At 67.3% G+C, this 22,554-nt stretch carries 19 protein-coding genes; 7 read left to right on the forward strand and 12 right to left on the reverse strand.

Annotation, left to right across the window (positions count from 1 at the left end; translation table 11 throughout):
• Positions 1 to 45: 45 nt before the first annotated feature.
• The 3 genes from WT24_RS06065 to WT24_RS06075 all read left to right on the forward strand — a co-directional run bounded on the left by WT24_RS06065 (position 46) and on the right by WT24_RS06075 (position 5,878).
• Positions 46 to 234, forward strand: a complete 189-nt coding sequence (locus tag WT24_RS06065) for a 4-oxalocrotonate tautomerase (RefSeq protein ID WP_059500251.1) — start codon at positions 46 to 48, stop codon at positions 232 to 234.
• 430 nt (positions 235 to 664) lie between these two features.
• Entirely contained in the window at positions 665 to 886 is a 222-nt protein-coding gene (locus WT24_RS06070) for a hypothetical protein (protein ID WP_060031907.1), read from the forward strand.
• Positions 887 to 1,036: 150 nt separating this feature from the next.
• Positions 1,037 to 5,878 carry an NAD-glutamate dehydrogenase gene (locus WT24_RS06075; RefSeq protein ID WP_060031910.1) on the forward strand — a complete coding sequence of 1,614 codons (4,842 nt, stop codon included), beginning with the start codon at positions 1,037 to 1,039 and terminating at the stop codon, positions 5,876 to 5,878.
• A 25-nt stretch (positions 5,879 to 5,903) separates the two neighbouring features.
• Here the strand turns inward: WT24_RS06075 and WT24_RS06080 are convergent, their stop codons facing one another.
• The 6 genes from WT24_RS06080 to WT24_RS06105 form a co-directional block, all read right to left on the reverse strand.
• Positions 5,904 to 6,764 carry a class I SAM-dependent methyltransferase gene (locus tag WT24_RS06080; RefSeq protein WP_060032083.1) on the reverse strand — a complete coding sequence of 287 codons (861 nt, stop codon included), beginning with the start codon at positions 6,762 to 6,764 and terminating at the stop codon, positions 5,904 to 5,906.
• Between the two features lie 10 nt (positions 6,765 to 6,774).
• Complete coding sequence (locus tag WT24_RS06085) at positions 6,775 to 7,125, reverse strand: glyoxalase/bleomycin resistance/extradiol dioxygenase family protein (protein ID WP_059789652.1); 351 nt, start codon at positions 7,123 to 7,125, stop codon at positions 6,775 to 6,777.
• 1 nt (position 7,126) lies between these two features.
• A complete protein-coding gene (locus WT24_RS06090; RefSeq protein ID WP_059500247.1) occupies positions 7,127 to 7,303 on the reverse strand; it encodes a ribbon-helix-helix domain-containing protein in 177 nt (58 codons plus the stop codon).
• A 99-nt stretch (positions 7,304 to 7,402) separates the two neighbouring features.
• Entirely contained in the window at positions 7,403 to 8,230 is an 828-nt protein-coding gene (locus WT24_RS06095) for an arylamine N-acetyltransferase (RefSeq protein ID WP_060031914.1), read from the reverse strand.
• Between the two features lie 127 nt (positions 8,231 to 8,357).
• The gene (locus WT24_RS06100) at positions 8,358 to 9,044 is read right to left on the reverse strand and encodes a hypothetical protein (protein ID WP_059500245.1); all 687 of its coding nucleotides are present in this window, start codon (positions 9,042 to 9,044) and stop codon (positions 8,358 to 8,360) included.
• A 358-nt stretch (positions 9,045 to 9,402) separates the two neighbouring features.
• On the reverse strand, positions 9,403 to 10,887 hold the full coding sequence (locus tag WT24_RS06105) for an amidase (protein ID WP_060031917.1): 1,485 nt from the start codon (positions 10,885 to 10,887) through the stop codon (positions 9,403 to 9,405).
• A 342-nt stretch (positions 10,888 to 11,229) separates the two neighbouring features.
• Between WT24_RS06105 and WT24_RS06110 the strand changes: the two genes are divergently transcribed.
• From WT24_RS06110 to acnB, 4 genes are all read left to right on the forward strand, one after another.
• A complete protein-coding gene (locus tag WT24_RS06110) occupies positions 11,230 to 11,664 on the forward strand; it encodes a universal stress protein (RefSeq protein ID WP_060031920.1) in 435 nt (144 codons plus the stop codon).
• Positions 11,665 to 12,140: 476 nt separating this feature from the next.
• Positions 12,141 to 12,389 carry a hypothetical protein gene (locus tag WT24_RS06115; protein WP_059500242.1) on the forward strand — a complete coding sequence of 83 codons (249 nt, stop codon included), beginning with the start codon at positions 12,141 to 12,143 and terminating at the stop codon, positions 12,387 to 12,389.
• 125 nt (positions 12,390 to 12,514) lie between these two features.
• Positions 12,515 to 12,988, forward strand: a complete 474-nt coding sequence (locus tag WT24_RS06120) for a nuclear transport factor 2 family protein (RefSeq protein ID WP_060031923.1) — start codon at positions 12,515 to 12,517, stop codon at positions 12,986 to 12,988.
• 437 nt (positions 12,989 to 13,425) lie between these two features.
• Positions 13,426 to 16,011 carry a bifunctional aconitate hydratase 2/2-methylisocitrate dehydratase gene (acnB, locus tag WT24_RS06125; RefSeq protein ID WP_059500240.1) on the forward strand — a complete coding sequence of 862 codons (2,586 nt, stop codon included), beginning with the start codon at positions 13,426 to 13,428 and terminating at the stop codon, positions 16,009 to 16,011.
• A 160-nt stretch (positions 16,012 to 16,171) separates the two neighbouring features.
• On the opposite strand, the gene WT24_RS06130 is transcribed toward acnB, so the two are convergent.
• The 6 genes from WT24_RS06130 to WT24_RS06155 all read right to left on the reverse strand — a co-directional run bounded on the left by WT24_RS06130 (position 16,172) and on the right by WT24_RS06155 (position 22,532).
• A complete protein-coding gene (locus WT24_RS06130; RefSeq protein ID WP_060031925.1) occupies positions 16,172 to 16,585 on the reverse strand; it encodes a PPC domain-containing DNA-binding protein in 414 nt (137 codons plus the stop codon).
• Positions 16,586 to 16,658: 73 nt separating this feature from the next.
• Complete coding sequence (locus tag WT24_RS06135; RefSeq protein WP_060031927.1) at positions 16,659 to 17,210, reverse strand: GNAT family N-acetyltransferase; 552 nt, start codon at positions 17,208 to 17,210, stop codon at positions 16,659 to 16,661.
• 170 nt (positions 17,211 to 17,380) lie between these two features.
• Entirely contained in the window at positions 17,381 to 18,781 is a 1,401-nt protein-coding gene (locus WT24_RS06140) for an MFS transporter (protein ID WP_059500237.1), read from the reverse strand.
• Between the two features lie 38 nt (positions 18,782 to 18,819).
• Positions 18,820 to 20,064, reverse strand: a complete 1,245-nt coding sequence (locus WT24_RS06145) for an NAD(P)/FAD-dependent oxidoreductase (RefSeq protein ID WP_060032086.1) — start codon at positions 20,062 to 20,064, stop codon at positions 18,820 to 18,822.
• Entirely contained in the window at positions 20,064 to 21,023 is a 960-nt protein-coding gene (locus tag WT24_RS06150) for a VOC family protein (RefSeq protein ID WP_060031929.1), read from the reverse strand. Before WT24_RS06150 ends, WT24_RS06145 begins: the two co-directional genes overlap by 1 nt.
• A gap of 18 nt (positions 21,024 to 21,041) precedes the next feature.
• Positions 21,042 to 22,532 carry an aldehyde dehydrogenase gene (locus WT24_RS06155; RefSeq protein ID WP_060031931.1) on the reverse strand — a complete coding sequence of 497 codons (1,491 nt, stop codon included), beginning with the start codon at positions 22,530 to 22,532 and terminating at the stop codon, positions 21,042 to 21,044.
• Positions 22,533 to 22,554: the final 22 nt, after the last annotated feature.

The raw sequence follows: 22,554 nt of genomic DNA on the forward strand, positions 1-22,554 counted from the left end.
GAATCGTTCGTCGTCAATCGTTCAATCCCAACCGGAGCATCTGTCATGCCGACTTTCAATATCCAGCTCTTCGAAGGCCGCACCGTCGAGCAAAAGCGCGCATTCGTCGAAGCAATCACGCGCGTCACGTGCGAAACGCTCGGCTGCACGCCGGGCTCGGTCGATATCATCCTGACCGACGTGAAGAAGGAGAACTGGGCGACGGCCGGGAAGCTGTGGAGTGACGAGCGCTGAAAGCGCGTCGCACCGAAACGGCGCGCTTCCGAAGCACGGGAGCGCGTCGTCATCGTCCGATCGCGACGCGGTTCCGATCCGACCGCCCCTCAATCGACATCCCGCAGCGTCTTCAAATATCCGATCGCATCAGCTATCTCGAAATATCGCCGTTGACAACGATTCTCGCTACCACTAACTTTCGGGAACATCGCGGCGTCCAGCGAACATTCCGATCCAACTGCGAAGTGAATCAAAGGCTTTTCTCAGACTTTTGTGAAGATACCTTCGCACAACGAATCATTGTTTCTGCCTTGGCACGCGAAGCAGCGTCGTTGTTTTCGTCGGCACCCCGACCATCGGCAACGCACTTGGGCTCCTACCGCAGCCCCGAATGCGGAGAGAAATACGCGAGCAAATACTCGCCAATGACCGTACCGACAGGCAATACATGATCTCGGACCAACACGTCGCACGTGCGCTGAACGATCTGATCCTGCAAATGGGCGCCGATCTGGACCGCTCCTTGCTAACAGTGAAAGCGTCGTGTCCCGACGCCGAGTTCGTGATCTATCGCAAATTCGTTTCGTCGCTGTTGACCACGATGCTGGTCGACTTCATGAATCCGCTCCATGCACGGCACCCCGACCTGAAGCCTCCCGAACTCTCGTGATCCCGGCCCGCGCTGCCCGTCACGGGCGGTGCGGGCGGCTTTCGCGGCGCGGGCCCTCGCCCATTGTGCGCCCGCACATCGCTTTGTCACGCAATCGGCGCATAATGCCGGACAGACGCAGCAGCCAATGGCCACCCGACGGAGACCGCCATGGAAGCGAAGAACGAGGAAGTCGTCGCACACCTGCTCTCCGACGTCGTCGAATTCGCGCGCGCTCGGCTGCCCGAAGCCACGTTCCGGATCGTCGAACCCTTCCTGCGTCACTACTACGATTTCGTCGACGCCGACGATCTGCAGAACCGCAGCATCGCCGACCTGTACGGCGCCGCGATGGCGCACTGGCAAACCGCCCAGAAATTCGTGCCCGGCAGCGAACGCCTGCGCGTGTACAACCCGATCCTCGAACAGCACGGCTGGCATTCCGACCACACGGTGATCGAGATCGTCAACGACGACATGCCGTTCCTGGTCGACTCGGTGACGATGGCCGTCAACCGTCTCGGGCTCGCGCTGCACTCGGCGCTGCACCCGGTGTTCCGCATCTGGCGCGGTGCCGGCGGCGGCATCGAGCGGGTCGACGCGGGCGGCGCGACGTCCGCCGACGGCCAGTCGCAACTCGCGTCGTTCATCCATTTCGAAGTCGACCGCTGCGGCGACGCCGCGTTGCTCGACACGCTGCGCGAGGACATCGCGCGCGTGCTCGGCGACGTGCGCGCGTCGGTCGAGGACTGGCCGAAGATCGTCGACATCGCCCGCGCGACGATCAAGGAGATGAAGGCGCGCGAATCGACCGCGGAGGACATCGAGGCGCGCGCGTTCCTCGAATGGATGGCCGCCGATCACTTCACGTTCCTCGGTCAGCGCGACTACGCGCTCGTATCGGACGGCACGGGCTTCGGCCTGCGCGGCATCGAGGGCTCGGGCTTCGGCATCCTGCGCGAATCGCTGCGCACGTCCGATGCGCCCGACGTGACGCCGCTGCCGCAGGCCGCCGCCGACATCATCACCGGCGCGTGGCCGATCTTCCTGACCAAGGCGAATTCGCGCGCGACCGTGCACCGCCCCGGCTATCTCGACTACGTCGGCGTGAAGCTCGTCGGCGCCGACGGCAAGGTCACCGGCGAGCGCCGCTTCATCGGGCTCTACACGTCGACCGCGTACATGGTGTCGAGCGCCGAGATCCCGATCGTGCGCCGCAAATGCGCGAACATCGTGCGGCGCGCGGGCTTCTTGCCGAAGGGGCATCTCGGCAAGTCGCTGGTGACGGTGCTCGAAACCTATCCGCGCGACGAACTGTTCCAGGCCGACGAAGACCAGCTCTACGACATCGCGCTCGGCATCCTGCGCCTGCAGGAACACCAGCGCACGCGCCTGTTCGTGCGCCGCGACCGCTTCGACCGCTTCGTGTCGTGCCTCGTGTTCGTGCCGCGCGACAAGTACAACACCGACCTGCGCCGCCGCATCGCGAAGCTGCTCGTCGATGCGTACAACGGCGTGAACGTCGAATTCACGCCGCTGCTGTCGGAATCGGCGATCGCACGGATTCATTTCGTCGTGCATGCCGAACCGGGCACGATGCCCGACGTCGACACGCGCGAACTCGAAACGCGGCTCGTGCAGGTCACGCGCCGCTGGCAGGACGACCTCGCCGACGCGCTGCTCGACGCATTCGGCGAAGAGCAAGGCAACCGTCTGCTGCAGCGCTACGCGGAATCGTTCCCGGCCGGCTATCGCGACGACTATCCGGCGCGTACGGCCGTGCGCGACATCGAGCTGATCGAGCGCGTGAAGGATTCGGGCCAGCTCGCGATGAACCTGTACCGGCCGATCGAGGCCGAGCCGCGCGCGTTCCGCTTCAAGGTCTATCGCGCGGGCGACCCGATCGCGCTGTCGCGCAGCCTGCCGATGCTCGAACACCTCGGCGTGCGCGTCGACGAGGAGCGGCCGTACCGGATCCAGACGCAGGACGGCACGCATGCGTGGGTACACGATTTCGGGCTGGAGCTCGCCGACGATACCGAATTCGACATCGAGCGCGTGAAAGGCCTGTTCGAGGATGCATTCGACCGAATCTGGAGCGGCCGGATCGAGAACGACGACTTCAACCGCCTCGTGCTGCGCGCACACCTGAGCGCACGGGAAGTGACGATCCTGCGCGCATATGCGAAATACCTGCGGCAGGTCGGATCGACCTTCAGCGATGCCTATATCGAACGCGCGCTGACCGGCAATCCGGCGATCGCGCGGCAACTCGTCGAGCTGTTCCTGCTGCGCTTCGACCCGCACATCGGCAACACGCGCGACGTGCAGGCCGAACGGCTGCTGAAGGCGATCGAAGGCGCGCTCGACCAGGTGCCGAATCTCGACGAAGACCGCATCCTGCGCCAGTTCCTCGGCGTGATCAACGCGACCGAGCGCACGAACTACTTCCTCGCCGACGCGAACGGCGAATCGAAGCCGTACCTGTCGTTCAAGTTCGATCCGGCGAAGGTGCCCGGGCTGCCCGAACCGAAGCCGATGTTCGAGATCTGGGTGTATTCGCCGCGTGTCGAGGGCGTGCACCTGCGCGGCGGCCGCGTCGCGCGCGGCGGCCTGCGCTGGTCGGATCGCCGCGAGGATTTCCGCACCGAGGTGCTCGGGCTGATGAAGGCGCAGATGGTGAAGAACGTCGTGATCGTGCCGGTCGGCTCGAAAGGCGGCTTCGTCGTGAAGAACCCGCCGCCGCCGAGCGATCGCGAAGCATGGATGCGCGAAGGCATCGCGTGCTACCAGACGTTCCTGCGCGGGCTGCTCGACCTCACCGACAACCTCGCCGGCAACGCGATCGTGCCGCCGCCCGACGTCGTGCGTCACGACCCCGACGATCCGTACCTGGTCGTCGCCGCCGACAAGGGCACGGCCACCTTCTCCGACTATGCGAACGCGATCTCGCACGAATACGGCTTCTGGCTCGACGACGCGTTCGCATCCGGCGGCTCGGTCGGCTACGACCACAAGAAGATGGCGATCACCGCGCGCGGCGCGTGGGAATCGGTGAAGCGGCACTTCCGCGAGATGGGCGTCGACACGCAGACCACCGACTTCACCGTGGTCGGCATCGGCGACATGTCGGGCGACGTGTTCGGCAACGGGATGCTGCTGTCGCCGCATATCCGGCTCGTCGCCGCGTTCGATCACCGGCACGTGTTCCTCGACCCGAACCCCGACCCGGCGACGAGCTTCGCGGAGCGCCAGCGTATGTTCGCGCTCGAACGCTCGAGCTGGGCCGACTACGACACGGCCGCGATTTCGCCGGGCGGCGGCGTGTATCCGCGCACCGCGAAGACGATCCCGCTGTCGCCGGCCGTGCAGGCCGTGCTCGGCATCGACGCGCACGCACTGCCGCCGACCGAGCTGATCCGCGCGATCCTCCAGGCGCCGGTCGACCTGCTGTACAACGGCGGCATCGGCACCTACGTGAAGGCGACGCGCGAAACTCATGCGCAGGTCGGCGACCGCGCGAACGACGCGGTGCGCGTGAACGGCGCGGACCTGCGCTGCAAGGTCGTCGGCGAAGGCGGCAATCTCGGCTGCACGCAGTTCGGCCGCATCGAGTTCGCTCAGCGCGGCGGCCGCATCAACACCGATGCGATCGACAACTCGGCCGGCGTCGATTGTTCGGATCACGAAGTCAACATCAAGATCCTGCTCGGGCTCGTCGTCTCCGACGGCGAGATGACCGAGAAGCAGCGCAACGCGCTGCTCGCCGAGATGACCGACGAAGTCGGGCTGCTCGTACTGCGCGACAACTACTACCAGACGCAGGCGCTGTCGATCGCGGGCCGCCATGCGGTCGAACTGCTCGACGCCGAGGCGCGCCTGATGCGCTGGCTCGAACGCGCGGGCCGCCTGAACCGCGTGATCGAATTCCTGCCGACCGACGACGAAGTCGCCGAGCGGCAGGCCGCGAAGCTCGGCCTCACGTCGCCGGAGCGCGCGGTACTGCTCGCGTACAGCAAGATGTGGCTCTACGACGCGCTGCTCGAATCCGACGTGCCCGAGGATCCGCTGGTGGCGGCGATGCTCGTCGACTACTTCCCGAAGCCGCTGCAACAGCGCTTCAGCGAGCCGATGCGCCGCCATCCGCTGCGCCGCGAAATTCTCGCGACGCACCTGACCAACGCGCTCGTGAACCGCGTCGGCTGCGCATTCGTGCACCGGCTGATGGAGGAGACCGACGCGAAGCCCGGCGACATCGTACGCGCGTGCATCATGGCGCGCGACGTGTTCGACCTCGATGCGGTATGGCGCGACATCGACGCGCTCGACAACCGCGTCGCCGACGACGTACAGGCGCGCATGTTCGTCGACGTCGCGCGGCTGCTGGAGCGCGCGGCGCTGTGGTTCCTGCGGCATCTGCAGTCGGGTGCGGTGGCCGACGGCGGCGTCGCCGGATTGATCGCGCGCTGCCGCGACGCAGTGCAGCGCATCGCGCCGCAACTGCCGTCGCTGCTGCCGGCCGACGATCTCGATGCGCTGTCCGAGCGGCAACGCGTGCTGGTCGACGCCGGCGTCGACGCCGCGCTCGCCGGGCGCGTCGCGAGCGGCGACATCTCGGCCGCGCTGCTCGACATCGCCGAAGTGGCGGCGACCTGCCATCGCAGCCTCGAACTGGTCGCGGGCGTCTACTTCTCGCTCGGCACGCTGCTCAACTACGGGTGGATCGGCGAACGCGCGGCCACGCTGCCGACGCCGACGCACTGGGACATGCTGGCGCGCGCGGCCGCGCTCGCGGAAGTCGCGCGGCTCAAGCGCACGCTTGCCACCAGCGCGCTGGCGGAATCGCCCGATTCGACCACGCCGGACGCGATCGTCGGCGCGTGGCGCGCGCGCCGCGAGACCGCGCTCGCGCGCTACGAGCACCTGCTCGCCGATCTGCGCGCGTCGGGCGGCGCGAGCCTCGCGGTGCTGCTCGTGGTCGTGCGGGAGATGGCCGTGCTCGAACGGGCGTGAAGCTCACACGCGCGGCACGCCGCGGTCACACCGTCGCGACGAGCAGTTCCTCCGCGCGATTCGGCGGGCGCAACCCGTCGGTACGATCGGCGAAATAGCGGCGCGTGAGGTCCGCCGCCGACACGTGCTCGGCCCGCGTGAAGCCGGCTTGCGTCGCGAGCGCGCAAATCTGCGCCGGCGTGAAGAAACTGATGAACGGCGTGCCGCTCTCGCGCGCGCCCTTGGCGGCCATTTCGAGGCCCGGGCGCACGTCGGGATCGGCATGTTCGAGCGGCAGCAGGAAGGTCATCGCGAATGTCGAGCCCGGCGCGAGCGACGCCACCTCGCGCAACGCCGCCACGTTCGCTTCGTGCGTCAGGTACATGCTCACGCCGGTGGACACCACGACTGCCGGTTTGTCCGCATCGAAGCCCGCCCGCACGAGCGCGTCGTGCCACGATTGCTTCGCTTCGAAATCGACCGGCACGAAGCGCAGCCAGTCCGGCACGCCGAAGCCGAGTTCGATCAGGCGGCGGCGTTTCCACGCCTGAGGCGCGGGCGGATCGACCTCGAAGACGGTCAGTCGCGATGCCATCTCGGGCCGGCGCTGTACGAAACTGTCGAGGCCCGCGCCCAGGATCACGTACTGGTTCACGCCCCGCGCGGCCTCGTCGACAACGAGATCCTCGATGAAGCGCGCCCGCGCGACGATCGACGCGCGAAACGGCCGCGTGAAGCGCTGATCCATGTCGCCACGCCGCTGCCAGCCGGGCGGCGGCGCGAGCAGACGCAGGCCGACTTCATCGGCGAGCACGTGCGGCGGCTCATCGAGTTCGACGTGAAGCGCGCGCCACAGCGCGACGCGCTCGGCGGTGCTGTCGGGCCCATCCTGATGGCGGTCGGTCATCGTCATCACCTCATGCACCGGACTTGCCCGGCGCCTGCAGGCGCCACACGCGCCCGTCCGGATCGCGCACGGTCATGTCGCGCGTGCCCCAGTGCGTATCCTCGAACGGCGTGACCACGTCGACGATCGGTTGCGGCCGCACGGCCTGCTCGTCGGGCACCTTCAGCACGACCTGCATGTCGGGCTTCTCGCTCGCCGGCACCTCGGCGATGAACAGGAACGGGCCGTCGCCGCACCTGAGCTGGCCCGAGTGATGATCGGTTTCGAATTCCAGCGTGAAGCCCAGCGCCTGGAAAAACTTCGCCGACTTGCCCCAGTTGTGCGTCGTCAGGTACACGGCTTCGATTCGCTCGGATGACATGTCACTCCTCCTTGTCGGATGGGCCGGCCCCCGGTTGCGGAGCGGCCAGATACGCGCGCAATGCGTCGGCCACCAGCGCGGACAGCGACTGCTCCGTCTCGATGGCGCGATGCTTGACCTGCCGGATCAGGCTCAGCGGCAGGTACACGTTGAATTGCTTCACTTCTTCGTCGGTCATGGTTACTAGTATGCTAGCAAACTAGCAAAAGTCAACCGAAGACGATGGCGGGACGGTCACGGCCCGCGTGCGAGCCGCCGGCGATGTCGTGTATCCGTGTTACGTCGCGCGCGCCGCAAGCCGCGCGAACAGCGCGTCGAGATCGAATCCCGCCGTATCGATGCCGATCGTGTCGCGCAGGCACGCCGCCCAGTCGGCCGCATCGTCGAACGTGACCGTGCGCCCGGCTCCCGCCGCGTCGCGCAGCGTCAGCACGGTGTTGAGCAACGCCGCGCGGCCGTCCGGCAGCACACGGCACGCGATCAGGTCGTTCACGAAGATCGATTCGGGATACGTCGACGTAAACCAGTTCGCGGCTTCGTAATCGATCCACTCGGCCGGCTTCAGCGAGAAGCGGTAGGTCGTCTGCCAGCCGTCGGGGATCTCGAACTGCATGTCGAATTCGCCATCGACCGGTGCATCGATCACGCGAAACGCGCCGTGCGGCGTCAGTTGCCGCTCGCCCGGCACGAAGCGCAGCGGCGCGGTCAGCGTCGCGCTGCCGAAGCCGATGTCCGCGAACCACGCCGCGCCGTCGAGATCGATGCGCAGCAGCATGTGCGTCTGCGCGGTGACGATCTCGGGCGGCCGCATCCAGCGCACGCGCGCGATCAGCGGCGTCACGCGAAAGCCGATCGTCGTGAGCGCGGTGTAGAACAGCTTGTTGAGTTCGAAGCAGTAGCCGCCGCGGCGGCGTTCGATCACCTTGTCGACGAGCGCGGGCAGGTCGAGCGCGACCCGCGCGCCGGTCAGCGGATTGAGGTTTTCGAACGGGATTGCCTGCGGATGCAGCAGATGCAGCCGGCGCAGCACGTCCAGCGTCGGTTCGGCCGGGCCGTCGTAGCCGATGCGGGAGAAATAGCGCGAGAGGTCGAACGAGTCAGTCATGAACCGGCACCGATGGGAGGAACACGCCACGATAGCATCGCGCGAAATCCCCATGTTGTGCGGGGCCATGGCGCGTCACCGGCGCGCACGATGCCGGCCACAGCATCGCGCACGCCACCGCGCAGCGTTACGGCAGCAGCTTCAGCGCGGACGACGCGACCGACGGCACCGAAATACCCTGGCTCGTCGCGAACTGCACGGCCTGGCCGAGCGTCGCGGCAAGCGACTGCAACTGGCCCGGCGCGCTTTGCGCGATATACGTCGCGGCCTGCATGTTCTGCGGATTCAGGCCAGATTGCAGCAACGACGCGGCGCTCGTCGAGCCGAGATTGCCGAGCCCCGACTGCAGTTGCGAATACTGCGTGAGGCCCTGCCCCAGCGACGCGAGGCCGTTGCTGAACGCCTGCTTGTCGATCGGGCCGTGCGTGGCGCCCCCGCTCGCGAATGCCTGGCCGAGCGCCTGCGACACCGATTGTTGCGCGCCGCCCATCTGCGACAGCGTGGCCGGCGACAGCGCATCGCCGCCGGACAACTGGCTCGCGGCCTGCTGCGCTTGCCCGGCCGCCCCCGTCAGCCCCATCGCCGACGCGAGCGACGACTGGCCGTTCAGCACCTGCTGGTTCGCACCGACATAGGCCTGCAGCAACTGCGCGACACCGCCCTGCGCAGGCGCCGCCTGCTGCTGCCCGCCGCCGAACAGCGACGCGCCGATCGACTGCAGGTCGAGCTGCGCGTGCGCGGCGCCGCTCACCAGGATGCCGAACGCGATGCCTGCCGAGGCCAGATGCCGGCCCGTCGCGCGAATGTGCTTCATGTGTTTCCCTCGTGCCCGAATGGTCGAGGCGATATTGTCGAAGCGCGTCGCGCGCCGCCGCAACGACTGAAACACATCGAAACGAAATCGGGCCGCGCCGCCGCTTGCAATCCGGCGGCCGACGGGCCCCGTCGCGCAGATTCCCGTGCGGTTGCCGCGCGATGTCGCGCACGTCCCGCGATTCTTTCTCCGGTTGCATCAATGGATGCCGGCTCCGGCCTGCGGCGGCGACGCGACGCAATGCATCCGCCACGCGCTTCGCGTCGAGCGATGGACAACGAAACGGGCAGCCCGTCGCCGCCCGTTTCGTCGCCCGGCTTACCGGCTGCTTGCCGGCCGCGGTATTACGCTGCCGTTCTTACGCTGCCATCCACGCCGGCACTCGCCGGGCCACCCAGCCGGCCGCCTGCTCGTAGCCGCGCGCAAGCTGCAGCACCGCGAGATCGGCGCGCGGACGACCGATCAGTTGCATCCCCATCGGCAAGCCGGCGTCGTTGAAACCGACCGGCACGTTGATCACCGGGCAGCCGGCCAGCGTCCACGGCACGACCGTTTCCATCCAGCGGTGATAGGTGTCCATCGCGCGGCCCGCGATCTCCTTCGGCCAGCGCTGGTCGACGTCGAACGGGAACACCTGCGCGGTCGGCGCCGCGATGAAGTCGTAACGGTCGAAGAAGCTCAGCGCCGCCTGATGCCACGCGGTCCGTTCGACGCTCGCGTCGAACACCGCCGCGCCCTGCATCGCGAGCAGCCCCTCGACCTCGTAGATCGCCTCGGGCTTCAGCAGCGCGCGCCGCGCCGGGTCGCGATAGTGCGCGAGCAGCCCGCCGCCCGACAACAGGTGCCGGTGCGCGAGCCACAGGCGCCAGATCCGGTCGGGCGCGAACGCCGGCAGCGCCGCATCGACGTCGCAGCCGATCTCGCGCAGCGTCGCCAGCCCGCGCTCGCACTGCGCGAGCACGCCGGCCTCGGTCGCGAGATAGCCGTTCCAGTCGCCGACCCACGCGACGCGCTTGCCGCGCAGGTCCGCGTCGAGCGGCTGCGCGAACGCCGCCGGATCTTCCGCGAGCGACAGCGGATCGTTGCGGTCGTAGCCGGCCTGGATTGCGAGCAGTTGCGCGACGTCGCCGACCGTGCGGCCCATCGGCCCTTCGGTGCCGAACTGCTGCATGAACACGTCGACGCCCGGCCAGCGCGGCACGCGCCCCTGCGACGGACGGAAGCCGTAGATGTTGCAGAACGCGGCCGGATTACGCAGCGAACCGCCGAAATCGCTGCCGTCCGCCACCGGCAGCATCCGCGACGCGAGCGCCGCCGCCGTGCCGCCGCTGCTGCCGCCCGCGCTCTTCGTCAGGTCGTACGGGTTGCGCGTCGCGCCGTAGACCTCGTTGAACGTGTGCGAACCGAGCCCGAACTCGGGCGTATTGGTCTTGCCGATGAAGATCGCGCCGGCCGCGCGCATCCGCGCGACGCCGACGGAGTCGGCCTGCGGCACGTTCTCGCGGAAGATCGGCGAGCCGTAAGTCGTGCGCAGCCCCTTCGTCATCGCCAGATCCTTCGGCGCCTGCGGCATCCCGTGCAGCCAGCCGCGGTACTCGCCGCGCGCCAGCTCCGCGTCCTTTTCCGCGGCTTCCGCCAGCAGCGCATCGCGCTCGCGCAGCGCGACGATCGCGTTGACCGCGCCATTCACGCGCTCGATGTGATCAAGATACGCACGCATCGTCTCGACGCATGAAACCGCCTTGCCGCGGATCGCCGACGCAAGCTCGCCGGCCGACAGGCGCACGATCGGATCGACGGAAATGGAAGCGGGAGCGAGAAACTGCGGGGCGCCGTGCGGCATGCGGGTCTCCTGGGATGCGGTATCGGATGGCGCGCCGCCGGGCGGCGGCCGACGCTCTACTCTACGCGACGCGCCCCGGGCGACCTCCGATATTTTGCGGCGCAATTCATTGCGGATCCGACTGAATCGCGCTCGCGACGAGAGTCCGCACCGACCGGCCGGGGCCGGCGCTACCGCTCGCTGCCGTTTATGCGCATAAACTTAAATTTCTTATATTTTTAATTGGTGCGTCACGGGGCTGCGTGCGTTAACGACATTTTTATGCGGCCGGCCGATCTCTTTAGATCGTTTCGTCCGGCCGCCCGCTACGCTGGAAGCACTTCGTTTCCGGGTTCATCATCCATGCTCAAGCTGCTGGTTCCGGTCGGCCATTCGCCGCGCTCGCTTCAGGCCGTCCGGCACGCGACTTTTCTGTATCGCGAGCGCTGCGCGTCGGAGGTCGTGCTGGTCAACGTGCAGGCACCGCTCGAATCGACGCGGCTCGAGGCCTATCACCCGCTGTCGCGGTTGCGCGCGATCGAGACACGATTCGCGACCGACGATCTCGCGATGGCCGAGCGGCTCCTGCGCGATGCGGACGTGAAATACAGCGTCGTGATGAAGGTCGGGCCGGTGGCCGATACGATTGCGGCCACGGCAGCCGAAACCGGGTGCGACGAGATCGTCGTGGCCGTGCCGGGACGCGATCCGCTGCACGCATTGATGTCGGTGTTTCGGCGCAGCGTGATGGCCCGGCTGTTGCGGATTTCGAATGTGCCGGTAACGGCGGTGCAATGACGGGAACGGCGCGTCACGCGTGCGCACCGTGCGCACGCGGTCGCGCGGCGCTCACTCGATGACCTTGCGCCAGAACACGAAATAGGCGGCTGCCGAAGACGCCAGCAGCAGGATGGCCCACATCGGAGCAAGACTGATCAGGACGGACGAGACGTTCAACATTTGGATTCCTCACTATTTCGACAGCGATCTTCAACACCTGCCTGCTTGCCGGACCCGATGCGTCGACCTTGCATCGCGTTCCGTCAAATCATGCATTCATGCTATCGCTTTGAACGGCCGTGCGACCGCCGCCGCCGGCCCGCACCCTGACATTTGTCAAACTCGCGTGCATTGCCCGGCCATCGCACGGCGACGGAAAAACAGGACAGGATCGTCCTGCCTCGCCACCGCTTTCAGCAGACGTTTACCGGGGGAAGCCCCAAGTGCTTCGTCGAACGTGTCCGCGTTACGCTTGAGCAACGAGGAGACGAACCATGAGACGAGCCGTACATATCGCCGTTTTCGCCCTGCTGGCCTATCTCATCGGCGATCGCGCGATCCTGCACGCGCAGGGCCGCGACGCCAGCCCGCTCGCGTGCGAGCAAGGCGCCGCGCAGGTGAGGGCCGATGCGCTCGGTCGCGGCTTCGGCGAAACCGCCGCCGGCAGCCAGAGCGAGGCCTTCATGTCGGGCTGCCTGGTGACGGGACGGAGCGATCAGGCCGTCGCGATGGCCGCCCGCTGACGCGTATCATCCGGCAGCGAGCCGGCTACGCCCGACGTCGCGAGCACGGGCGTCGGTTCACGCTGCCTGCCCCACTGTCCCGATACGGACGCCACCGTTCACCCCCCTGCCCCGTTAGCCCCGACATGACCGATCCGAACACCGCGTTGATCCAGCGCTTCTACACGGCCTTCCAGCAGCGCGACATCGATGCGATGCTCGCGTGCTATGCCGACGACGTCGTATTCAGCGATCCCGCATTCGGCGAACTGCGCGGCGAACTCGCACACGACATGTGGCGGATGCTGGTCGCGCGGGCGCAGGAATTCTCGCTGACGTTCGGCGAAGTTGCCGCGGACGACCAGGCCGGGCGCGCGAAGTGGAGCGCGCACTACCGGTTCGCCGCGACCGGACGGAGAGTGGTCAACCGGATCGATGCGCGATTCCGGTTTCGCGACGGACGCATCGTCGAGCATCGCGACCATTTCGACCTGTGGCGCTGGGCGCGTCAGGCGCTCGGGACGAAAGGCGCCCTGCTCGGCTGGACGCCTTTCATGCAGCGCGCGATCCGCGCGCAGGCACGGAAAAATCTCGACGCGTATCGCGCCAAGCACAAGTAAACCGCGCCCCTGCGCTACGGCTTCATCGTCGCATCGATCGGGCCGCAGGCCATGTCGGCAACGCGTCAGTCGTCCGGATGCTCGAGGCCGTTCCGGCGATGCCCGCTTTCATCGGCCTCCGGATGCGGGCTCGCGAGCCCGCCGCCCCCGTGCCGTAGCGGTACGTGGCGGCTGCGATGTCCGGCCGTCGCTGGCCGGGAGCATCGCACCGTCCCGATAGCAGATCCAGCGCCTTTTCCTGCACCATACGACCGGCAACACGGCCTCGTTCCATGCATCCGTACCCCTCGTCTTCCGCGCCTCAACTCTTATATAAGACATAAGACATTTGACGTTGCACCCCGTTGAGATTAGAATTCCGCTCAAAGCAGTGCCTGGAATCGCCCCGGAGTGCCGGCAAGGCCTTCCCCTCAAACGCAATATCAGCAGGTCTCCCCATGCTTGAAAACTTTCGTGCTCACGTGGCCGCCCGCGCCGCGCTCGGTATTCCTCCCCTGCCGCTGACGGCTCAGCAGACCGCCGAACTGGTCGAATTGCTGACGAACCCGCCCGCCGGCGAAGAGCAGACGCTGCTCGAGCTGATCACCCATCGCGTGCCCGCGGGCGTCGACGAAGCCGCCCGCGTGAAGGCCGGCTTCCTGGCCGCCGTGGCCAAGGGCGAGACCGCCTGCCCGCTGATCTCGCGTGCGCGCGCCACCGAGCTGCTCGGCACGATGCTCGGCGGCTACAACATCCAGCCGCTGATCGAACTGCTGTCCGACGAAGCCGTCGCCGCAGTGGCCGCCGACGCGCTTAAGAAAACCCTGCTGATGTTCGACCAGTTCCATGACGTGAAGGAACTCGCCGACAAGGGCAACGCGCACGCGAAGTCCGTGCTGCAAAGCTGGGCGGATGCCGAATGGTTCACGAGCCGCCCGGAAGTGCCGGAAAGCCTGACCATCACCGTGTTCAAGGTCACGGGCGAAACCAACACCGACGACCTGTCGCCGGCGCCGGACGCCACCACCCGCCCGGACATCCCGATGCACGCGCTGGCGATGCTGAAGAACGCGCGCCCGGGCATCACGCCGGAAGAAGACGGCAAGCGCGGGCCGGTCAAGTTCATCGAATCGCTGAAGGAAAAGGGCCACCTGGTCGCCTACGTCGGCGACGTGGTCGGCACCGGCTCCTCGCGCAAGTCGGCCACCAACTCGGTGCTGTGGTTCACCGGCGAAGACATCCCGTTCGTCCCGAACAAGCGCTTCGGCGGCGTATGCCTCGGCGGCAAGATCGCCCCGATCTTCTACAACACGATGGAAGACGCCGGCGCGCTGCCGATCGAGCTCGACGTGTCGCAAATGAACATGGGCGACGTGGTCGAACTGCGCCCGTACGAAGGCAAGGCGCTGAAGGACGGCAAGGTCATCGCCGAATTCCAGGTGAAGTCCGACGTGCTGTTCGACGAAGTGCGCGCCGGCGGCCGCATTCCGCTGATCATCGGCCGCGGCCTGACCGCGAAGGCGCGCGAAGCGCTGGGCCTGCCGCCGTCGACGCTGTTCCGCCTGCCGCACCAGCCGGCCGACAGCGGCAAGGGCTTCTCGCTCGCGCAGAAGATGGTCGGCCGCGCATGCGGCCTGCCGGAAGGCCAGGGCGTGCGCCCGGGCACGTACTGCGAACCGAAGATGACCTCGGTGGGCTCGCAGGACACCACGGGCCCGATGACCCGCGACGAACTGAAGGACCTCGCGTGCCTCGGCTTCTCGGCCGATCTCGTGATGCAGTCGTTCTGCCATACCGCCGCGTATCCGAAGCCGGTCGACGTGAAGACGCACCAGACGCTGCCGAACTTCATCAGCACGCGCGGCGGCATCGCGCTGCGCCCGGGCGACGGCGTGATCCACTCGTGGCTGAACCGCATGCTGCTGCCCGACACCGTCGGCACCGGCGGCGATTCGCATACGCGCTTCCCGATCGGCATCAGCTTCCCGGCAGGCTCGGGCCTCGTCGCGTTCGCGGCCGCCACCGGCACGATGCCGCTGGACATGCCGGAATCGGTGCTGGTCCGCTTCAAGGGCAAGATGCAGCCGGGCGTCACGCTGCGCGACCTCGTCAACGCGATTCCGCTGTACGCGATCAAGCAAGGCATGCTGACGGTCGCCAAGCAAGGCAAGAAGAACATCTTCTCGGGCCGCATCCTCGAAATCGAAGGCCTGCCCGACCTGAAGGTCGAGCAAGCGTTCGAGCTGTCGGATGCGTCCGCCGAGCGTTCGGCCGCCGGCTGCACGGTGCGCCTGAACAAGGAACCGATCATCGAGTACCTGAACAGCAACATCACGCTGCTCAAGTGGATGATCGCGCAGGGCTACCAGGATCCGCGCAGCCTGCAGCGCCGCATCGCAGCGATGGAACAGTGGCTGGCCGACCCGCAACTGCTCGCGCCGGATGCCGACGCCGAATACGCGGCCGTGATCGAGATCGACCTCGCCGACATCCACGAGCCGATCGTCGCGTGCCCGAACGATCCGGACGACGTGAAGACGCTGTCCGACGTCGCAGGCGCGAAGATCGACGAAGTGTTCATCGGCTCGTGCATGACCAACATCGGTCACTTCCGTGCCGCGTCGAAGCTGCTGGAAGGCAAGCGCGACATTCCGGTCAAGCTGTGGGTCGCGCCGCCGACCAAGATGGACCAGAAGCAGCTGACGGAAGAAGGTCACTACGGCGTGTTCGGCACGGCTGGCGCACGCACCGAAATGCCGGGCTGCTCGCTGTGCATGGGTAACCAGGCACAGGTGCGCGAAGGCGCGACGGTGATGTCGACGTCGACCCGCAATTTCCCGAACCGTCTGGGCAAGAACACGAACGTGTATCTCGGCTCGGCGGAACTGGCGGCGATCTGCTCGCGTCTGGGCAAAATCCCGACCAAGGAAGAGTACATGGCCGACATGGGCGTGCTCACCGCGAACGGCGACAAGATCTACCAGTACATGAACTTCGACCAGATCGAGGACTTCAAGGAAGTGGCCGACACCGTGCAGCTGTAAGCACGCAGTCGGGCTGCGGCGGGTGGTCGACGTCGCAGCGCACCGAAAGGCGCCGCGGGCCGACAGGCCGCGGCGCTTTTTTTCATGGATTGCGTCTTGCGGAATGAGCGGTAACGGGGCGCGCTTCGATGACCGGCGATTCTAGCGCCGCGCGCGACACTCATGCGGCGCCGCCGCCCGGCTCGCGACGAATCGCCAGTTCGTTGAAGCCGGTGCCCGCATCGGGCTCGCGCGAGAAACGATGCGCGGGCAGCAGCGCGAGCAGGATCTCGGCCGTCGTGCGCACCACGCAGCCGGGCGCAACATGGCCGCCCGTCACGCGGCCGTCCGCGTCCGAGACCGACATATGCAGATGCGCGCCGTCCGGCGACACCGAGCCGGCCAGCGTCAGGATTTCGAGGTCGCCGCGCAGCTCGGCCGGCTGGTCGGCGCCGGCGAAGCGCAACTGCGCGACGCTCAGGCTGCCGATGCCCTGGATCACGAAGGCCGCGTGCGAATCCTGCCGATGCAACGCTGCTTCGATGGCGCCGCGCAGATCGTCGCCGGGGGAAAGGCGCAGAGGATGGGCTTGCATGGTCAATACCTGCGTTCGGGCCGTGGATTCGACCAAGGGTACGTTCGGGCGAGAAATCCGGCAAGCCGGCCACTTACGCACCGCGATCGCTCGCCAGCAACCCGTACAGTGCGCTGTCCGACACTTCGTCGCCGACGATCCATCGTTCGCGCAGCAGACCTTCCCGGACGAAACCCAACCGTTCGAGCAACCCCGCCGACGCGACGTTGCGCGGATCGATATCGGCCTCGAGCCGGTTCAGCCGCAGCGTGCCGAACGCATGATCGATCATCGCCGACGCCGCTTCGCGCATGTATCCGCCGCGCCAGAACGTGCGCCGCAGGCAAAAGCCGATCTCGGCGCGCCGGCATTGCGCGTTCGCATGGAACAGCGCGCATTCGCCGAGCGCTTCGCCGGTTTCCCGCAGTTCGAGCACGCAGACCAGGCTCTCCCCGCTCGCGGACGTCTGCACGTTGCGCGCGACGCGCGCCTCGGCCTGCTCGATCTCCGTCATCGGCGAGAACGAGAAGTAGCGCATCGCTTCCGCATCGGACCAGATCTCGAAGAAAGTCGGTGCGTCGGCGTCGCGAAGCGGCCGCAGGACGAGGCGGGAGGTATGCAGCGTGACGGGTTCGAACAGGGGCATGGCGACGGTCTGATGAAAATCGTGACCGTGAATTAGAACACGCGAGCCGTGCACCAACCATGGCGCCCGTTCGCGGCACCCGACATGAAACGACCGGATCGCCGTGAAATGAAGCGGCCCGGGCAACATCCGCCGGGCCTATGCACATCATCCGTGACTACCGGCCGCGCTTACGCTTCGAGCGCCTCCAGCACCTTCCCCTTCGTCTCGATCCCGACGAAGTGCACGGTCAGCGCCGCGATCAGCGGCACCACGCCGATCAGATAGAACGCCGGCGCGAGGTTCCCGCCGATGATCGCATGCGGCACGACCATCGGCGCGACGAACGACGCGATCTTCAGCCACGCGCTGCCGAGCCCGCAGCCCGACGCGCGGATGCTCGTCGGATACTGCTCGGGCGTATAGACGTACGCGGTGATGAACCCCGACGCCATCAGCCCGAGCGACAGCGAACAGAAGACCGCGACCACATACACCGACGACGCGTGATAGATGCCGGCGAGCGCCAGCGACAGCGCGCACAGCACGAACGACCACACGATCACCGGCTTGCGGCCGAGCTTGTCGACCAGCAGCGCGGAGGCCAGCGACCCGAGCACGCCCATCACCGAGCCGATCACCGCAAGGTTCAGCGCGAGCTGCAGCGGTGCATGATAGAAGTTCTTGTAGATCGTCGGCAGCCACGTCGACAGCCCGTACTGAATGAACCCGCAGGTCGCCCACAACGTCGCCACCGCGAGCGTGCGCTTGCGATACGCGGCGCTGAACAGGTCGCTCATCCTGCGCTTCGGATGCTGGCGCACCATCTCGTCGAACGCGGCCGCTTGCGTGACCGGCGGCAGCTCGCCGCGCACCGATCCTTCGAACATGCCGACCGCGCGCCCGGCCTCCGCGAGCCGCCCGCGCGACGCGAGCCAGCGCGGCGATTCCGGCACGAGGCGCGTGAGCACGAGCGACAGGATCACCGGCAGCCCGCCGACGAAGTACATGATTTCCCAGCCGAAGCGCGGCACGAGCCACGCGCCGAGCGCCATCGACACGAGCAGGCCGATCGGGAACACGATCTCGTACAGCAGCACGAAGCGGCCGCGGCCATGCGCGCGCGTGATTTCGTTGATGTACGTGGCCGCGACCGGCAACTCGCCGCCGAGCCCGAGCCCCTGCAGGATTCGCAGCAGCACGAACACCTCGAACGTAGGCGCGAAGCCGCACGCGATACTCGTGATGCCGATCACGGCCGAACTCCACGCGATGGCCTTCACGCGGCCATGCTTTTCCGCGAGCGCGGGAAAGAGGAATGCGCCGATCAGCTGGCCGATCGCGCCGGACGCGATCAGCATGCCGATCTGCGTCGGCGACAGCCCCCATTTGTGAATCAGCAGCGGCAGCGTCGCCGCGATCGTGATCACGTCGAAGCCGTCGAAGAACGTCGCGGTGCCGATCAGCACGCGTGCGCGGATCTGCATCGCGTTGGCCGGAAGCCGCTCGAGTCGCGCGATGATCGCGCCGGGCGTGGAGGCGGCAGCTTCCATCGTGGCCCTGCCGGCCACGACGTTGTCGAAAGTGCTCATGCGAGGTGTCTCCTGGGGTCTCTTTCCGGTTGGGCCGGTCAGGCAAGCGCTTGGGTCGTGTCTGCCAGGGCTTCCGTATCCACTGCCCGGCCCTGGTTCATCCACTTGCGCGCGAGCTTCAGCTCGCGTGCGTTGTTCACGGCGACGACACCTCTCACATGTCCGTCGCCCACGAAAAACAGCGTCGCACGACGCGCGGCGAGATCGCCGCGCACGACGAGCTGCGCATCGGCCGGCAGATCGCCGAGGATCTGCAGGTTCACGTCGTACTGATCGGACCAGAACCACGGAATCTCCGCGTACGGTGCGCGCACGCCGAGCACGGCTTTCGCGGCCGCGATCGCCTGGTTCTGCGCGTTCGCCCACGATTCCAGCCGCACGCGCCGCTTCAGCCAGCCGTTGTGATGGTTCGCGACGTCGCCGCACGCGAAGATCGCGGGGTCGCTGGTCGCGCCGTATTCGTCGACGACGATGCCGTCGTCGACCGCGAGCCCCGCGTCGCTCGCCAGCGACGCATTCAGTGCGAGACCGATGCCGGCCACCGCGAAATCGGCGTCGATCGTCGTGCCGTCGGCGAGCGTCGCGCGTACCTTCGACGCGTCGTCCGGCTGCGGGTCGAGCGACGCGAGCGCCGCGCCCATGCGCACGTCGACGCCGTTCGAACGATGCAGGTCGAGCAGGAAGTCGGACACGATCTGCGGCACCGAACGCCCGCACAGCCGCGGCGCGCCTTCGACCACGACGGCGTCTACGCCGAGCTTGCGCGCGGTCGCCGCGACTTCGAGGCCGATCCAGCCGCCGCCGATCACGAGCACGCGCCGGCTCGCCCGCAGCTTCTCGCCGAGCGCGGCCGCTTCGTCGAGCGTGCGCAGGTAATGCAGGTTCGGCGTGTTGACGAGCGCATCGGGCAAGCGGCGCGACGTGCCGCCGGTCGCAATCACGAGCCGGTCATATTCGATCTCGCGGCCGCTTTCGGTCTTCACCACGCGCCGCGTGCGGTCGATCGACGCCGCGCGTTCCGGCTGCCATGCCTCGACGTTCAGCGCGTCGAATTCGTCGGGACGCACGACGCGCACGGTCTCGATGTCGGCGTCGCCGGCCAGCACGGCCTTCGACAGCGGCGGGCGCTCGTACGGCAGGTGCGGCTCGTCGGCGATCATCACGAGACGGCCCGCATACCCCTCCGCGCGCAGCGTCTTCAACACCCAGCCGGCGGCCTGGCCGCCGCCGATCACGACGACCGCACCCGGTGCGGGCTGCGCGGGCGTATTCGCTTCGGGCATCATTTGCGCTCCGTCATGAACTTGCCTTCCGGCGCCTTCGCGTTCTTCTGCCGGCGCGTGTTGCCGTCCAGGCCGCCGTCGACGGCCCACTCGGCGAACACGGTCGGCCCCGGTTCGAATTCGCGCGGTTGCCAGTCCGGCGTCAGCACGTCCTCGTCCGCGTAGTACTCAATCAGCGCGCCGGCCGGATTCTGGAAGTACCAGAAGTACGCGGACGACACCGGGTGACGCCCCGGGCCGAGTTGCGTTTCCCAGCCGCAGCGGTCGATGTGCATGCCGCCGCCGAATACTTCGTGGATGTCGCGCACGGTGAATGCGACGTGGTTCAGGCCGCGTTTGCCGTTCGGCAGCGCGAGCAGGAACAGGTCGTGATGGCCGCCGTGCGGCGCGCAGCGCATGAACGCGCCGCGGCCCGGATACCGGTCCGACGTCTCGAAGCCGAGCAACTCGTGATAGAACCTTTCCTGCGCGTCGAGGCAGTTCGTGAAGAACACGACATGTCCGACCTCCACCGGCTCCGCACGCGCATAGATCGGGCTCGGCTGATCCACGCGCAGCGTCCGGCCCCAAACGTTCGACGGCGAGCCCGCGATGTCGAGTGCGCGTTTGCGCGTGACTTCGACGCGAATCGCCATCCCGTTCGGGTCGATGCAGCCGAGCGCATCGTCCTGCGCGTAATAGCCGGGCTGGCCGGCCAGCTTCGTGCGCAATGCGTCGAGTTCGCCCTGCGTCGCGACGCCCCACGTGACTTCCCGCAGCGTCGGGCCTGCTTCGAACGCGGGCGGCAGCGACGGATCGTCGGCTTTCACGACCAGCACGGTGCAACCGTTCAGCGTCTCGAAACGCGCACGCGTGTCGTCGTGCGCGACTTCCTTCAGCCCCCAGTCGGCGAAGAAGCGCCGGCACGCGGCGAGGTCGTCGACACCGTAGGTGATCTGCTCGATTCCCAAAATGCTCATTGCGTCATTCCCCTTCGCTCAGTTCGCCCACGGCAGCGGCGCGTCGTTCAAGCCCCAGTAGAGGCTCTTCTGCTGCATGTATTCGCGGATGCCGAGACGCCCCTTCTCGCGCCCCATCCCGCTCTCCTTCCAGCCCGAGAACGGCGTGGAGATCGAGAACAGCTTGTACGTGTTGATCCAGACGGTGCCCGTCTCCAGCGCGCGCGCGATGCGCCACGCGCGCTTGTAGTCGCGGGTCCAGATGCCCGCAGCCAGCCCGAACACGCTGTCGTTCGCCTGTGCGATCAACGACGCTTCGTCGTCGAACGGCATCGCGACCAGCACCGGCCCGAAGATTTCCTCCTGGCAGATGCGCGCGCTGTTCGGCAAGCCTTCGAGAATCGTCGGCTGATAGAAGAAGCCGTTCTCGCGCCCGTCGCCCGTCGGCCGCTCGCCGCCGCACAGCAGGCGGCCGCCTTCTTCCAGCCCGAGCGCCACGTAGCGTTCGACCGATTCGCGATGCTTCGCGGTGATCAGCGGGCCCATCTGCGTGTCGGGTCGCGTCGGGTCGCCCACGCGCAGCTTGCGTGCACCGGCCACCAGGCGCTTCATGAATTCGTCGTATATCGCGCGCTGCACGAACAGTCGCGAACCGGCGATGCACGCTTCGCCCGACGAGCTGAAGATGCCGTACAGCACGCCGTTGACCGCGTGGTCGAGATCGGCGTCGTCGCATACGATCGTCGGCGACTTGCCGCCGAGTTCGAGTGACACGGGCATCAGCTTCTCGGCCGCGATGCGCGCGATACCGCGACCCACTTCGGTGCCGCCGGTAAACGACACCTTCTTCACGAGCGGATGACGCACGAGCACGTCGCCGATCACCGAGCCCTTGCCCGGCAGCACGCTCAGCACGCCCTTCGGCACGCCCGCTTCCTCGCAGATGCGCGCCAGCGCGAGCGAGACGAGCGGCGTGACCTCGGCCGGCTTGAGCACCACCGCGTTGCCGCCGGCCAGCGCCGGCGCGAGCTTTTGCGCATCGGACGCGATCGGCGAATTCCACGGCGTGATCGCTGCGATCACGCCGATCGGCTCGTACACGCTCATCGTCAGGTAGTCGCCGCGCGACGGCGTCAGCTCCTCGTCGAGCGTTTCGAGGCAGGCCGCGAAATAGCGGAACGTGTTCGCGGCGCTGGCCACCAGCACGCGCGTCTCGCCGATCGGCTTGCCGTTGTCGCGGCGCTGCAGGTTCGCGAGCGCCTCGTGGCGCTGCATGATGAGATCGGCGATGCGGTACAGCACCTGCGCGCGCTGGTGCGGCTTCAGCCCGGCCCAGTCGGCGCGGCGCCATGCGGCGTCGGCCGCCACGACGGCGTCGGCCGCGTCTTCCGCGTTCGCCGTCGATACTTCCATGTTCGGCGACTGGTCGGCCGGATAGATGCTCGTGTAAGGCGCGCCACGGCCGCGCCGCCACTCGCCGCCGATCAGGATGTCGCCGTCGGGTACGAGGCTCGTATCGAAAGGAGTCATGTCACAAGTCCCACAAATCTGT

The organism is Burkholderia sp. MSMB1078WGS, assembly GCF_001528895.1.
GTDB lineage: Bacteria > Pseudomonadota > Gammaproteobacteria > Burkholderiales > Burkholderiaceae > Burkholderia.

What these genes read in the sequence shown, in the direction of transcription:
- WT24_RS06065 (WP_059500251.1), top strand. Translation starts at nt 46, where the DNA reads ATGCCGACTTTCAATATCCAGCTCTTCGAAGGCCGCACCGTCGAGCAA.
- WT24_RS06070 (WP_060031907.1), top strand. Translation starts at nt 665, where the DNA reads ATGATCTCGGACCAACACGTCGCACGTGCGCTGAACGATCTGATCCTG.
- WT24_RS06075 (WP_060031910.1), top strand. Translation starts at nt 1,037, where the DNA reads ATGGAAGCGAAGAACGAGGAAGTCGTCGCACACCTGCTCTCCGACGTC.
- WT24_RS06080 (WP_060032083.1), bottom strand. Translation starts at nt 6,764, where the DNA reads ATGACCGACCGCCATCAGGATGGGCCCGACAGCACCGCCGAGCGCGTC.
- WT24_RS06085 (WP_059789652.1), bottom strand. Translation starts at nt 7,125, where the DNA reads ATGTCATCCGAGCGAATCGAAGCCGTGTACCTGACGACGCACAACTGG.
- WT24_RS06090 (WP_059500247.1), bottom strand. Translation starts at nt 7,303, where the DNA reads ATGACCGACGAAGAAGTGAAGCAATTCAACGTGTACCTGCCGCTGAGC.
- WT24_RS06095 (WP_060031914.1), bottom strand. Translation starts at nt 8,230, where the DNA reads ATGACTGACTCGTTCGACCTCTCGCGCTATTTCTCCCGCATCGGCTAC.
- WT24_RS06100 (WP_059500245.1), bottom strand. Translation starts at nt 9,044, where the DNA reads ATGAAGCACATTCGCGCGACGGGCCGGCATCTGGCCTCGGCAGGCATC.
- WT24_RS06105 (WP_060031917.1), bottom strand. Translation starts at nt 10,887, where the DNA reads ATGCCGCACGGCGCCCCGCAGTTTCTCGCTCCCGCTTCCATTTCCGTC.
- WT24_RS06110 (WP_060031920.1), top strand. Translation starts at nt 11,230, where the DNA reads ATGCTCAAGCTGCTGGTTCCGGTCGGCCATTCGCCGCGCTCGCTTCAG.
- WT24_RS06115 (WP_059500242.1), top strand. Translation starts at nt 12,141, where the DNA reads ATGAGACGAGCCGTACATATCGCCGTTTTCGCCCTGCTGGCCTATCTC.
- WT24_RS06120 (WP_060031923.1), top strand. Translation starts at nt 12,515, where the DNA reads ATGACCGATCCGAACACCGCGTTGATCCAGCGCTTCTACACGGCCTTC.
- acnB (WP_059500240.1), top strand. Translation starts at nt 13,426, where the DNA reads ATGCTTGAAAACTTTCGTGCTCACGTGGCCGCCCGCGCCGCGCTCGGT.
- WT24_RS06130 (WP_060031925.1), bottom strand. Translation starts at nt 16,585, where the DNA reads ATGCAAGCCCATCCTCTGCGCCTTTCCCCCGGCGACGATCTGCGCGGC.
- WT24_RS06135 (WP_060031927.1), bottom strand. Translation starts at nt 17,210, where the DNA reads ATGCCCCTGTTCGAACCCGTCACGCTGCATACCTCCCGCCTCGTCCTG.
- WT24_RS06140 (WP_059500237.1), bottom strand. Translation starts at nt 18,781, where the DNA reads ATGAGCACTTTCGACAACGTCGTGGCCGGCAGGGCCACGATGGAAGCT.
- WT24_RS06145 (WP_060032086.1), bottom strand. Translation starts at nt 20,064, where the DNA reads ATGCCCGAAGCGAATACGCCCGCGCAGCCCGCACCGGGTGCGGTCGTC.
- WT24_RS06150 (WP_060031929.1), bottom strand. Translation starts at nt 21,023, where the DNA reads ATGAGCATTTTGGGAATCGAGCAGATCACCTACGGTGTCGACGACCTC.
- WT24_RS06155 (WP_060031931.1), bottom strand. Translation starts at nt 22,532, where the DNA reads ATGACTCCTTTCGATACGAGCCTCGTACCCGACGGCGACATCCTGATC.